General features: G+C 46.0%; 8 protein-coding genes and 1 tRNA gene. 4 read left to right on the top strand and 5 right to left on the bottom strand.

Annotated elements, in window-relative coordinates:
- Positions 1-144 precede the first annotated feature (144 nt).
- The 3 genes from I8H75_03425 to I8H75_03415 form a co-directional block, all read right to left on the bottom strand.
- Entirely contained in the window at positions 145-5,364 is a 5,220-nt protein-coding gene (locus I8H75_03425; GenBank protein ID MBH2006379.1) for a DUF1566 domain-containing protein, read from the bottom strand.
- A gap of 332 nt (positions 5,365-5,696) precedes the next feature.
- Positions 5,697-8,066, bottom strand: coding sequence for a DUF1566 domain-containing protein (locus tag I8H75_03420; protein ID MBH2006378.1), 2,370 nt, complete (start codon positions 8,064-8,066; stop codon positions 5,697-5,699).
- Between the two features lie 305 nt (positions 8,067-8,371).
- Positions 8,372-9,340: an alpha/beta hydrolase gene (locus I8H75_03415; GenBank protein ID MBH2006377.1), complete on the bottom strand. Its 969-nt coding sequence runs from the start codon at positions 9,338-9,340 to the stop codon at positions 8,372-8,374.
- A gap of 91 nt (positions 9,341-9,431) precedes the next feature.
- Here I8H75_03415 and I8H75_03410 point away from each other — a divergent pair, with 91 nt between their 5' ends.
- From I8H75_03410 to metG, 4 genes are all read left to right on the top strand, one after another.
- Complete coding sequence (locus tag I8H75_03410) at positions 9,432-9,989, top strand: hypothetical protein (GenBank protein MBH2006376.1); 558 nt, start codon at positions 9,432-9,434, stop codon at positions 9,987-9,989.
- Positions 9,989-10,645, top strand: a complete 657-nt coding sequence (locus I8H75_03405; protein ID MBH2006375.1) for a polyphenol oxidase family protein — start codon at positions 9,989-9,991, stop codon at positions 10,643-10,645. Before I8H75_03410 ends, I8H75_03405 begins: the two co-directional genes overlap by 1 nt.
- A tRNA-Val gene (locus I8H75_03400) sits at positions 10,625-10,699 on the top strand. Before I8H75_03405 ends, I8H75_03400 begins: the two co-directional genes overlap by 21 nt.
- Positions 10,700-12,643 (top strand): methionine--tRNA ligase, encoded by a 1,944-nt coding sequence (gene metG / locus I8H75_03395; protein ID MBH2006374.1) that lies wholly within the window; start codon positions 10,700-10,702, stop codon positions 12,641-12,643.
- On the opposite strand, the gene I8H75_03390 is transcribed toward metG, so the two are convergent.
- Together I8H75_03390 and I8H75_03385 are read right to left on the bottom strand one after the other, a co-directional pair.
- On the bottom strand, positions 12,640-13,239 hold the full coding sequence (locus tag I8H75_03390) for a MarC family protein (GenBank protein ID MBH2006373.1): 600 nt from the start codon (positions 13,237-13,239) through the stop codon (positions 12,640-12,642). The two genes, metG and I8H75_03390, sit on opposite strands and share 4 nt — an antisense overlap.
- Positions 13,230-13,811: a MarC family protein gene (locus I8H75_03385; protein ID MBH2006372.1), complete on the bottom strand. Its 582-nt coding sequence runs from the start codon at positions 13,809-13,811 to the stop codon at positions 13,230-13,232. The genes I8H75_03390 and I8H75_03385 overlap by 10 nt, the downstream gene beginning before the upstream one ends.
- Positions 13,812-13,813 lie beyond the last annotated feature (2 nt).

Raw genomic sequence — 13,813 nt, 5'->3', positions numbered from 1 at the left:
TCTATATGAGCTTGCAACAAACTTGAAAAGATTACAGGTACGAAAATACAAAAATACTTGTTCATATTCGAAATTCCTAAATAGCTTTAGTCAGCGTCATCAAATACCTGCCGATATCAAATGTCAAGTTGTTGGTAAAAGAAGCTAGGGCTCTCGGACGCAGCGCACCCGACGAGGAGACTCACCAATGTTAATCCATGCAGTGATGACTCCAGAACTAAAATCCACGTACCAAGGATTCTGAAAACTGATTGTCCATGTAGATGGCCAAAATACATCCTGTGAATTGTTTGGGAAAGCAGTTAGATTGATTATAGATCCTGCAATTGCTCCGCTTTCGTCAAGCAATGTGGAGAGTTCCTTGACGGTTGGAGTACGCCAAGAAAAACCACCGAGGGTTAGATTAGAGCAGTAGAATTGAGCAGCACTCCAATTGTAAAGGCCAATCACGGCTCGTTGCCATATCAATCCAGTAACTATGTCTTTTACCTGTGTGCTTTCTGGTGTTAATCCATTTCCGGCCTGATCTCGATATCGATCCACTGTGCTGTTGACACTTTTTGGACGAACACATCGGACGTAACCCAAAGTAGGAACGTTTGCACAAGCTCCAGCAAAGCCCTGGCTACAAATAAAACCTCCAAATTCACTGCAATGAGAAATGGTAAGATTGCTGCAACCAAAGCTTACATACCACCATCCCTCTTCCGGTTGGCTAGACAATGGGGTTGATGTCCAAAAATACGACTTAGGCGTATCTGGAAAGAAAGCTTCATCAATGCTAGGACCTCTCCAATCTAGGGTGTAGTCCACAAGACTCTGTAACTCAATCAACGTTGGCAGCCTCCAGTCTCCAAATCCACTCTTAAACAAGTTGCTGCAATGAGCGGAGGCATCGGTCCAAGTTACTTCACCAATATCGCTTTCTTGTTCCCATTGTAACCCAGTGAATGTGTCTTTGACTATACCTGGTTTTGGTTCAATGTAGCGATTGGTTTGGTTGGCTGCGTCTTGGTAAACACCGGTTGAAGCATTCCAGTTGGCCCACCCGAAGTTCGTGACGATATCGGATGAGCGAACGCAGCGAACATAATATGGAAGATTAGTGGGATATTGGGCAACATAATAGCCAACATCGAACCCAACAATCCAGGCTAAGTTCGAACTACATGTGTAAGGCGTAGAAGACCAAAAACCATCGCTAGGGGTATTTGGAAATGACAAGTCATTGATCATTGGGCCAGGATAAATTTGGCTGACATCTAATATTGTTGCAAGCTCTTTCACAGTTGGGAGTCGCCACTGACCAAAACCATAATTACCCAACGCGAACTGGTTACAGTAGGCTTGTGCTGAGCCTATTGCTCCAGTACTATCCCAGATAAAATTTTTACTAGAGTAACCACGTTGCCAAATAAGACCTGTTACCAGATCGCTTACCTGCTGACTGGTATTTGATAACAGATTTCCATTTTCATCTCGGTATCGATCATTTGTTCGGCTGCTAGATAGTGGCCGAACACAACGAGTATGCGTCATTATGGAAATGGGACCACACACACCATAACCCTCAACACAACTCGCACCCCCATAGTCTGCACCAGAGAATATTGGCAACACCTGTCCGAAACTAATACCCCATGCAGCACTCTGGCTACCCGCTAAAAGTTCTGATGTCCAATAGTAGGTTTTTATAGTGTCTGGAAAAAATGCGTTATTAATGGTTGGGCCTGCACAATTAATTGTGTAGTCCACTAGCATTTGCAGCTCTACCCTCGTTGGTAGTCTCCAATCCGCATGCCCTGACAAAACTAAGCCATTGCAATAAGCTTGAGCCTCGGTCCAATTCATCGTTTGAGAATTTGCATACTGCTGCCATTGTAGTCCAGTCATTCCGTCGGTTACTACATTGGGTTTGGCGATGCTATAGCGATTGGTTTGGTTGGTTTGGTCTTCGTAAACTCCAGTGGTTACGTCCCAGTTGGACCAACCGGGATTGATAACTGTGGGAGTGCGAACACAGCGAGTAGCTAAAGTCGGAATACTAATGCCGCTGAGAGCAACGACAGCATAATCAAAATAAATGGTCCACGCATTAAATAGATTGCAGCTATATAACGTCGATGTCCAAAAAGCATTTTGAGAAGTACCCGAGAATACTGTTGCGTTTATCGTTGGTCCAGGGGAGGGAATGCTAACACTGAGGAGCGTAGACAATTCTTTGATTGTTGGAAGGCGCCAAGAACCAGCTCCATAACTTCCTATAGCAAGCTGGTTGCAGTATGCACTTGCGCTGTTCCAGTTGTATAGACCAGATAAGGTTCGTTGCCAAATCAGATCTGTCATAATGTCCTTAATCTGCGCACTGCTTGCACTTAGCATATTGCCAGTTTCGTCTCTATATCTATCCATTGGTTGATTTGTGGCTAGTGGGCGCACACAACGACAGTAGCCCAAAACAGGTACTTCCAATCTAGGGTAGCCTTGACTATCGATTGTTCCTGCATACTGGTTAGTTGTGGTAGCGAAGCTCACAAACCAACCATAAGTTAAATTGCTTGCTAGCGAATCCGAAGACCAGAAGAAGCTCGTTGGTGTGCTTGGAAACGAAACAGGGTCAATCGATGGGTTTGCGCAATCAACAGTATAATCCACTAAGGTTTGCAACTCGAGTCGAGTTGGCAGTCTCCAATCAGCATATCCACCTAATACCAACCCGTCACAGTATACTTGCGCAGCTGTCCAGTTGTAGGTATTCTTGGGAGTTTGTTTTTGCCACTGCAACCCAGTTGCGGTATCGCTGACAACAACACCTGGAACCTGATCGACAAATCGACCTGTTTGATTCGTAGCATCTTCATAGACTCCCATCGATTGATCCCAGTTAGCCCAATCTGGGTTGACAACCGCCGGAGTGCGGACGCAGCGCACAAACAATGATGCAGAACTAGAAACGGCAAGCAGCGAACCGTAATTGAAAAACATATACCAGTGCGAGGCAGAATCCGCTAATTTCGATGTCCAAAAAGCACTTGCAGGCGTGCTTGGAAATGCGGTTAGATTAATCATAGGGCCAGGGTAGGCTACACTTAGGTCATTCAAAGTAGATAATTCTTTGGCATCTGGAAGTCGCCACGCTTGATTGCCAAGATTCAAAGTATCACAATATTCTTGTGCAGAAGTCCAGTTATAGGTATTTCCGGAGAGAATCCGTTCCCAAATCAATCCCGTGTACAGGTCCATCACTTGCATACTGCCCTCTAATAACGGGTTGGCATTTTCATCGCGATAACGATCTATGCCTGTTGTAACTGCAAGGGGTCGTACGCATCGAACGTATCCACTGCCTTCCGTCACATTGTTCGAACTCAGAAAACCTGGGCAACAAGCGTTACTACCAAAGCTTACATACCAAGCACTGTCTAGGTAACCAAGATGTTCTGAGGATGACCAGAAGTAATCCGGAGGTGTCTTTGCAAAGGCAGGATTAATAGGCGATGTATTTTCCATATCAACTAGGCTTTGCAATTCGATCCGCGTTGGTAATCTCCAATCTCCAAATCCGCTTTTAAACAAGTTATCGCAGCGGATTTTTGCTGCGGTCCAGTTGTAGGTATTTGGATCAGTTTCCTTTTCCCACTGCAATCCAGTCAGAGTGTCTGTGATTACTGCAGGTCTTGCTTCGACATAACGTCCTGTTTGATTTGTAGCGTCTTCATAGACTCCAAGCGATTGGTCCCAGTTAGCCCAGTCTGGGTTTGCAATGACTGGCGAAGATACACAGCGAACATAGTTTTCATTTCCATTAATTCCGCTTGCAGAAATCCACCCGCTGTACCCAACTGTTGCATCTGCAAAAGAAACGACCCAACTATAACCGGCGTCAGCAAGTTGTTGAGAAGCCCAATAACCATTGTACATAGTGCTTGGGAAGACCGTGTCGTTGAACAGAAAACCAGAAGAACTCGCGTTGATCAATGTCATCAGTTCTTTAATGGTTGGGACTCGCCAGTAATAACCACCCAATTCCAAAGAAGCACAATAGTTCTTCGAAATCGTCCAGTTGTGAGGAACGGATGCTGGGTTCCGTTCCCAGACTAGACCCGTGTGAGTATCGACTACTTGCGTACTTGAACCTGTCAAAGCGTTGCCGCTGCTGTCTCGATAACGATCTTGTGCTTCTAACGCCATTCCTGGTCTGACACATCGGGTGTAGCCAGAACCAGCGGCAATGACTCCGCAGCTTCCATAACAAATCAAGCCCCCAGTATGTGCCAAGCTACCAAAACTAACCCACCAATGTTCTGAGGGCATGAACCCTACCAAGGTCGATGTCCAGAAGTTACTCCCGGGAGTACCTGGAAATGATGCCGAATGAATGCTTGTGTCTGAAGGGTCAGAACTGGCCGATTGGTAGTCTAACAAAGTAGCCAGCTCCATTCTGGTTGGTAATCGCCAATCTGTATAGCCGCCTAAACTTAGTTGTTCACAATAGGTCTGGGCTATTGTCCAATTTGAGGTGCTTTGTTTCAACGACTTTTCCCATTGCAGTCCAGTCCGAATATCCGTCACTAGCCCAGGAATAGTCTCATTATATCGCTCTGTTTGGTTTGTGGCGTCTCGATAGACTCCCGTAACCACGTTCCAATTGGCCCATTCTGGATTCCAAACCACCGGCTCGGTCTGGCTTAACGTCTTAGATGCCAACGTAAGAGAATCCGTATTGATTGATCGACTGGTTGCAGTAGGTTTTATGCTGTCACTACCTGATCCAGAAGGAGAGTGGGTCACACTAGCTAGAACACTGGGAGTCAACGAGTTGTGGGCACTCAACGATTCTGAATGGGTTGTTGAGTGTGTTGTGATAGAGATAGACTCCGATTCGGTTCGTGGCGCTTGGAAATAAAGCCAATACTGCGCTGCGGGGTACTCAAGTGGCGAATTTCCAATCGCCAAACGAGTTTGTAGCACATGGCTCTTGCGCAAAAGTTCTAGCAGTTCAGGGGAGGGCACTATACTCGGTGAACAGGTAGACGGCGCATCAAGCCATTCGTGTTTTTCAAATGCTACATCACATTCAACCTGTCCAACAATCTCTCGAAATAAAACTGTGCAGTTTAGGTCAAATGGCTTTTTAAAATTCGGTTGACTTTGAATCGTTGAAACGGTCAGGTTCAATAGGCCTCTCAGAATCCTTTTGATTTGCGAACCTTCTTCAGCGGAATACAGTTGATTTTTAAATTGGGTAAGATTAGCAAGCTGTTCACTGAAAGTTTGCGAGAATCCGTTCTGCAGGACAAAACCAGCATTCGAAAAAAAGCTGAACAACAGCACCAATAAGGTTATTTTTCGGTGTGAATTCATAATTAGTTAATTAAAGTCATTAAAACTTCTATGTCATATGGCAACTTTATTCAACCGATGTTTGCCTGACACAGCGAACCAAATAACAGCAACCAATACCAACAGGATCTGTTTGACCTGTTCCAAAGTGTACGCCCCAAGCATGATTTGAATCGCCTGCAGTTAGGGTGGAGGTTCGTTGGATGGCAATTCTCTTAGATACTGAGCGCACGCAGCGGACAAATTGTGGAGTGGGTATTGTACCTGGGTATATATTTCCTAATGCATTGTTCAAATAAGGTTCCACCCCGAGTCGGAAGCACCGACCTCTTCGATTGAGGTCCAAAAGTTTGTCACTGGAGCGCTTGGGAACGCGGTTGGATTGAGTAGCTGTCCACCATCGTATAATCCCGCACGCAACGTATAGCAGGCGGTGTATAGGGTAGGTCAAGATAGCCAACCTCGCCGTAGATAAAACTCACGTACCAAGTGTTGGAATAAAACCAGTTTGAGGTTGGACCTGGAAATACGCTGCTATCAATACTTGGATTATACTGTGTATAATCCACTAACGTTAGCAATTCTTTAGCTGTTGGAATCCTCCATAATACTCCTCCCAATTTTAAGTTAGGGCAGTATACTAAAGCTTCACCGAAAAGACCCCAAGTAGAGTATGACACTATTCTTTGCCAGATTAATCCGGTAGTCAGATCTTTAACCTGGACACTGTCTCCTGTGAGTGGCTGATGATTTTCATCGGTAAATCGCGTTTCTAGACTGAGTGGTGTACCTCTTACACACCTGAGTGAAAACGCCGTGCTTTTAGTTGTGCCATCAGGGTATACTAGGCCGCTGTTATTAAATCTGACATCCCAGACCAAAGTTTTGTTGGCTTGAAAAATCGATGAAGTCCAAAAGTAATAGTCCGTGGTATTTGGAAAAGCCACTGCATTGATTGCTGCTGCAGGAGATTGCACCGTGTAGTCTACAAGCGATTGAAGTTCTTGGGGACTTGGCAAGCGCCAGCAGCCGTAGCTTTGTTTGACCAACTCAGCACAATACGACGCTGCATCATTCCACGTCATACCCTGAGGTATGACCTGCTGTTCCCACATCAAATTCGTGTAGGTATCTTTGACAATGGCTTCAGAACCGTTGCCAACGACATAGTAACGATTGGCTTGATTGGTGGTATCTTCATAGGCGCGAATAGACCATTGTGGGTCACGAACGCAGCGAACGTAAAAGCTATCTTCGAGAGGAGCATAGGACGCGCCACCAGAGTTAAAATTAATGCCCCACGCGGCCATATGAGAAAGCATGCTTGATGGCGATGACCAGAAGATGCTTTGTGGTGTGCTTGGAAATGCTGCTATATTAGTGGTGGGACCTGGATAGGAAATTGCATAATCTATCAGCGTATTTAGCTCTTTTATTGTGGGTAATCGCCAGATTTGCCCGCCAAGGGTCAGGGTATTACAATATTCTTGAGCTGATCCAGGTCTTGACACAGTACTCCAGTTATATGTTAGTGGGGCCTGGGTCCGTTGCCAAATAAGATCTGTGGTCTGAGCTTTAACCTGGGTACTGTTGTCTGAGAGAGTGTTACCGAGTTCATCTGTATAACGAGTAACTAGGCTGAAATTTGTACTGCGAACACACCGGGTATGCATATCATTTGGAAGGGAACCGCAATTGCCAACCCCGGGGCCACAGATTAACCCCCCAAGATAGCTTGCGCCAAAACCTACATACCATGGCATAAATGTTCCGGCCACCGTTAGAGAAGTATAGTAATAGGTAGCGGATGTATTTGGAAATGCTGCTGTATCGATAGTTGGCGGAGTAGAACTTTTTGCGTAATCCACCAACGATTGCAATTCTAATACGCTTGGTAATCGCCAGTCGGTGTAGCCTCCCTTGCTAAGGTTTCCGCAATACGCCTGGGCCGATCCTGGTAGTGCGGACGTATTCCAAGTCAAGGGTGTGGCAGAGCCTGTCTGTTCCCACATGAGGCCTGTCCACAAATCAGTGACCGTCGAATCGGAAATGTCACCAGATACCCAATAACGTCCTGTTTGATTCGTTGCGTCCGCGTAGGGATCTATCGAGGAGCACATGGATGCGGAGGAAGGCGATTGGGATAAGGATTGGGATATGGCGCCGAAAGTAAGACTCTGTGTCAAGGATTGTACTGCTGTGTCAGACATTGGGTTTGATGCAGAATGGCTACCTGATTTGGATGCGGAAGTATCTGATAGAGAGTCCGTTGGACTCATGTTTTCCGTATACGTTTGAGTCAAGGACCCTGTTGGCGTCGATGGCAATTTACCATACAACCAATACATTATCTGTGGATGTTGCACAGGCGCCAGACCCACAACAATCCGCGTCTGGAGAATATTGCTCTTGTGTAACTGGGTCAAATACCCCACTGGAAACGGTTGCTCTGCTTTGCAAGATGTCGAAATTTCTTGAACCTCTTCAAATTGCGCGTCACATACAACCTGATCAATTTCGACATCGAAAAACACAGAGCAATTTGAACTAAAAGGCTTCTTGTAACCCGGTAAGGCTTCAAGATGAGGGCCGATGAAAGCCCATAATCCTCTCATGGCATTTTGCGTGACGAGTTCTTTGGATAAAGAGCTTGTTTGATTCTTGAGCTGCGTCAGATTTGAAAATTGCTGACTTAGAAATTCTGAGAAGCTATTCTGGAGCACAAAACTTGCTTTTGTTCCAAAAGACAACAAACTCAATGTAAGAAAAACAATAGATAAAAATCGCATAAATCCACATCACTCTTGTCAGGTTAATTCAAACCATAAAAAGCAATGAGTCTTTTATAGGCTTATGCTGATTGTTGTGCAAGTGAAAGCTAGGCTTGTTGATTTTTGTCAATCAAGCACTGGTAGGATTGGGTACATATAGACCCGAAGACCAAAATCCGAGACCGACTGATTTAATCTGCTTGAAGTGATGGGGCCAGACGAACATGTGCTTAGGGGATTGTGGATCGTGCGCAGTTCTAGCGAATCGCAGTGTAAGCGTCGATCGTGCTATCTGAGCGACGAGAATGAAGAGGCCGTAAAAATTTCTCCGTCCGCAAATGAATGAGCTCCGGATGCTCAATGGGGGCGCAATGAGTGCCATCTGGAATGTAGAGTAGTTCGCTATTCTCGACAGTGCGATGGAGATCCTCTAATATCCAATGAGGGCAGAAGGTATCTTGGCCACCGGATATAATGAGGGTCGGTTTGTCGATTTGTTCCAAGACTGCTCGGGCGCTATGCTCCGAATAGCTCTTGAGCATCTGTACGAAGACTTCAATGGGCATGCTGCTGAGATGCTTAAAGTAAGGTAAAAAATCTTCCTTTTCGATTCTTTTTCGATTCACTTCAAAATACATCGCGATTTGGTAAGGAAGGTCTGTGCTGAGCAAGAGCGACCAAAGCGATTGCCATACAAAGTGGTATTTCTGAATCAGTGGAAATATTCTAGGGAAACCGGCTGAAATCATCTGATTGAGCCAAGTTGGACGGCGATGACGGATCGGTGAATTATGCCAGTGTAAAAGCGGGTATTCGTAACTTCCACACATCAGGATGAGCCTTGGGTATCGATCCGGACGGTTTCGATAGGCTTCTAAGGCAACTTGAACGCCCATGGAATGGCCGCACAAAATTGCCTCATCGTACCCAAAATGATCTAAAATGAGTTCAAGATCCCGTCCAGCATGCTCCATGCCGATGTTCTGAATCTGTTCTGGTGTATCGGAGTGCCCATGGCCTCGATAGTGCCAATGGATGATGGGATGTTGCGCTTTGAAGTATTCAATAAAATGCTTCCAAATAAAGCCATTGCAGCCGAGCCCATCATTCAAAATAATCGGGATATGATTCTTGGCAGAGGGCATCCGGATAAGCCTGGCAAAGAGTCCTGTTCCATCGGGTGTGTCAATTTTGCTGTGGATTTCTAGGTTGCGATTTTGGCTCAAGGTGCCTCTTTGTAGCACTGGTGCATTTTTGCGCAATGCAATTTGGGTTCCACTTGCTTTGAAAGCTCAAAAGAGACAGACAAGAAGAAGCATGACTTTGACTTTATGGTGCGGTTTTCACGCTTCGGATCACTTAAAATGTTGGTATTGTTCAACAGACCCGAATTGGAGTGCTTTCGGAGAGGCACTTTCATTTGAGGAATTCTCATCTCCTGTGGCGTTTGCGTTTCACCAGTCTCAACAAAATTTAGTTGATCTTCCGATCCAATTCAGAAATCGAATCTTTACGCTAAGGTATCGCTTAGTAAGAGACGATCCAACAAGCGGATCGGCTTTTGAGTTGGATGAGAATCCTCTAAAAACAATGACGGTTTTCAGTGAATACCTATTGTCGAGTGCCAAATTATCGGAAGCTTTGCAGTTGAGAGTGATGCATATTGAGCTGGGGCAGAGTCCTGGGGAGTTTTGTTTCGCATTGGAATTTCCAACGCTTCATTGCATCGGCGACCTCGCTCGACTTCTGGGGCTTTTGCGAGCTGGATTGGAAATGCTGGCGTGTACTCGAGGTTTTCAGGCGTTGGATGTCACATGGCAGAATATTCATATCGATAAAAACCTTTTGAGCAATCTAAGAGAACTTTTATGTTGATGAAGTTTCAAAATCGTCACGAATGGATGTCGGATGTTTTTCTGCTGAACCAAGTTCACGGAGATCGGCTATGGAGAGTCCATGAGTCGAGTTCAATCGAAGAAGTCTCAAAGATCGAAGGAGACGCATTGTGGACAACGGTTCAGAATCGCAAAATAGGAGTTCGGACCGCAGATTGTGTTCCTGTATTTGTCTGGGGGAATCAACAAGAATTTGTTTGTGCGATCCACGCCGGTTGGAGAGGCGTTGCGGCTCATATTGTACGCAAATCTGTTCAAGCCATTTGCCAGGAGCTTGGATTAGAGGCCTCGGACTGTTCTGCTCAGATTGGACCTTGTATTGGGGCAGATGTTTACGAAGTGGGGGCTGAAGTCGCCCGCCAGGCTCCTGCCGTGTGTGTGAAAACAGGACTGGATAATCGCAACTATTTGGATCTTCAGCAATGGCTCCTGCTCCAAATGCAAGATTTGGGTATTCGGGTTGATTCGATTGTCAACAGGTGTACTTTTTCAAATCCAGAGACTTACTTTTCGGCTCGGCGGGGAGACAAAGGCCGGCAAATTTCCTGGATCTGTCTAAGCCAACCCGTATTGACAGAAAGTCGCCTGTTTTGCAGACAAGCATCTGGCGATTTGGGGCGCATAACTCAGCGGTAGAGTGTTACCTTCACACGGTAGAAGTCACAGGTTCGAATCCTGTTGCGCCCACCAATGAAATACCTGGTTACTCCAGCTCTTCCCTACGCGAATGGGCCTCTGCATTTGGGGCATTTACTGGAACACATTCAAGTCAGTGTTTTTGTGCGAGCTTTGAAGATGGCGGGAGAAGATGTGAGCTGCGTGTGTGGTGCCGACTCACACGGTACTCCGATTGAGATCAACGCCCAGAAAGCGGGCAAAAGTCCCGAAGTCTATGTCCGAGAATGGCAAGAAATTCAAGAAAAAACCTTAGAGCGTTTTGGAGTTATTTTCGATGCAGGTTATGGTTCGACTCATACGGCTTTGAATGAACAACATGCCATTCGAATTTACGAAGCTCTTGTGGCGAGGGGAGATATTGCAGTCCGTGACGTGGATCAGCTTTTTGACCCTCAAGCAAACCGGTTTTTGCCGGATCGATTCATTCGAGGCGAGTGCCCTAAGTGTTCGTCTCCCGATCAATATGGCGACTCGTGTGAGCGCTGTGGGGCAACCTATCGACCCACGGAACTAATTCGTCCCAAGAGTGTTCTGACAAAAGAGACGCCTATTCTTAAGACGAGTCGGCACTTTTTTTTCGAGCTTGGGCGATACGCAGACTTGTTGAAGGCTTGGATTTCTCGACCTGGTGTTTTGCAACCCGAAATTCAGAATTCGCTTAAACTTTGGTTTGATGAAGGCCTCAGAGACTGGGATATTTCCAGAGATGCTCCTTATTTTGGGTTTCAGATCCCTGGTGAAGCAGAAAAATATTTTTATGTTTGGCTTGACGCACCGATTGGTTATGTGAGTTTAGCCGAATCAGCAGGCGAGCTGAGCTGTTGGACGCATCCCGGTGAAGACGCTCAGATCATTCATTTCATTGGTAAAGACATTGTCTATTTTCACACTCTGTTTTGGCCTGCATTGCTGATGGGAGCAGGGTACCAGCTGCCTTCTCAAATTGCGGTGCATGGTATGCTGACCGTGAATGGGGAAAAAATGTCTAAGTCCAGAGGGACTTTTATTTTGGCCGATAAATTCGCTGAAGCCGTGGAACCCGAGGCTTTGCGTTACTACTTTGCTTGCAAGCTATCGGATCGAGTGGAAGACATCGACTTTCATCTCGAAGATTTTGTGGCTCGAGTCAATGCCGATTTAGTCAATAAAATCGTGAATTTACTGAGTCGAACAGTGCCTCTTTTGCATCGTGGATTTCAAGGAATTCCAGGGTCTCTGAATCAAGATTTTGTTGCAGAGGTCTTGCCTTTGGTGGCCGGCATTGAGAACTCTTATCGAGCTCGAGATACAGCGCAAGTGGTCCGAACAGTGGTTAGCATCGCAGATCGAGCCAATCGATACCTTCAAGACCGTAGTCCCTGGGATACTCAAAAGTGTGGTGTTCAAGAAGCCCATGAAGCCTTGACGACAGCGTTGTGGGCCGGCAAGGTATGCGTCGGTCTTCTAAAACCCATCTTACCCAAGCTGGCCCAAAAGACCGAAGCGATTCTAGGACTCGAACCATTCGACTTTAAGAACGTCTGTTTACCGCTTGCTTTGAAGCCGATCGGTGAATATGAACGCCTTTTTGAGCGCTTGGATTTGAAAAAGGTGAATGCTATGATAGAAGAACAAGCTCCGAAAATTCCTGAAAATACTCCGATTGGGATCGATGACTTCATGAAGATTGATCTTCGTGTGGCTCGAGTCCTCAAAGCAAAGTCCGTTGAAGGCTCTGATAAATTGATTTCGGTGACTTTGGATGTGGGCCCTCTTGGTCAACGGCATGTTTTTTCGGGCCTGAGACCCAGCGTTCAACCGGAAGACTTGATTGGGCAAAAAGTGCTGCTGGTTGCCAACCTTGCACCTCGGAAAATGAAATTTGGCCTCAGCGAGGGAATGATTTGTGCCGCAGGGGAAGGCGTACCTCGGCTGGTTCTCGCTCCCGATGCAGAACCCGGCGATCGCGTTCGCTAGTGCGAGTGCCCTAAGAAAGACAGTATTCCATCGATGAACATTTGCACGGCGACCAGCAAGCAAAGGATGCCGGACATTTCTTCCAAAAACCGAAGGCCGGAATTCTTCAACAGGCGAACCAGCAGAGGAGCTTGAAGAAGAATCAGCGTCCCAGCTCCCCAAGCCAACACGATCGCTCCCACAAGAATCCCAAAGCTGATCTCTTTTTGCGAAAAAATGGTGATGGTAGCCAGCAAAGAAGGGCTCGCGATCAAAGGAACGGCTATCGGGCTAATAAAAGGACGTTCCGTCGGATTGAGTGTAATGAGTTTGAAGTGAGGAAATAGCAATTGCAGGGCGAAGAGTGAAAATACGACTCCTCCAGACAGCTGAAGGGCGGCATGTGAGATATGCAGTATTCTCAAGATGTATTCGCCGCACAACAAGGCTCCAAGCATAATGATGAGCGCGATGATCGACTCAAAAAAGATAATGCGAAGCTGAGTGCGATGCTGGTAATTTTTTAAGAAAGAACTGAGAATGCCGACGGTCCCAAAAGGATCCAGCAAGATAAACAAAGGAAGAGCGTACATGAAAATATCGCTGATCAATTCCATAAAAGCCTGATTCCCTTCAGAAACATTTCAACAGAAAGCATCATGATCACCAGACCGATGAGTTGTTCATAAGCCGTCACAAGTTTGGGATGGATTAGGGAGCGATTTTTCCAACATAAGACCAGAGAAAGAGAAACGATGGTCCAAGCGACTAGAATCGCTGGGATGACGAGAATTGGCGCTTCGCCGCTTGAATAAACCATGATCGTTGTTAGAATCATGGGGCCAGCTAAGATAGGAGACGCTACAGGAACAAGGAAATGAGGTGCTTCCAATTCGTGAGCCGTTCGACGAAAAGTATCCGGAAAAATCATTTTCAACGAAATCACAAACAAGATCACGCCTGCGGCGATCCGAATGGTCGGCAATCCGATGTGGAGACTATTCTGAAGCAGGACGCCGATGTAATGAAAAATAATCAGCATGATGAGCGTCAGAGCCATCTCTTGAGCAAAATACCTCAACCTTTTTGACTTCAAGTACGATTCGAATATTTTATTGAGAGTGAGAAGTTGATGCCCCGTCGGATGAAGAATGAGTGCAAACGTAAGAGAAAGTGAAAATAGAGACATCG

This window comes from Myxococcaceae bacterium (assembly GCA_016000045.1).
GTDB lineage: Bacteria > Myxococcota > UBA727 > UBA727 > JABDBI01 > AER2-1.
Note: the sequence above shows the minus strand (reverse complement) of the source record. Positions and strands in the feature narration are given on the sequence as shown.

Excerpts from the sequence above, each read along its gene's own strand:
- I8H75_03385 (MBH2006372.1), bottom strand. The coding sequence starts at position 13,811 with ATGTCTCTATTTTCACTTTCTCTTACGTTTGCACTCATTCTTCATCCG.
- I8H75_03425 (MBH2006379.1), bottom strand. The coding sequence starts at position 5,364 with ATGAATTCACACCGAAAAATAACCTTATTGGTGCTGTTGTTCAGCTTT.
- I8H75_03410 (MBH2006376.1), top strand. The coding sequence starts at position 9,432 with ATGACTTTGACTTTATGGTGCGGTTTTCACGCTTCGGATCACTTAAAA.
- I8H75_03390 (MBH2006373.1), bottom strand. The coding sequence starts at position 13,239 with ATGGAATTGATCAGCGATATTTTCATGTACGCTCTTCCTTTGTTTATC.
- metG (MBH2006374.1), top strand. The coding sequence starts at position 10,700 with ATGAAATACCTGGTTACTCCAGCTCTTCCCTACGCGAATGGGCCTCTG.
- I8H75_03405 (MBH2006375.1), top strand. The coding sequence starts at position 9,989 with ATGAAGTTTCAAAATCGTCACGAATGGATGTCGGATGTTTTTCTGCTG.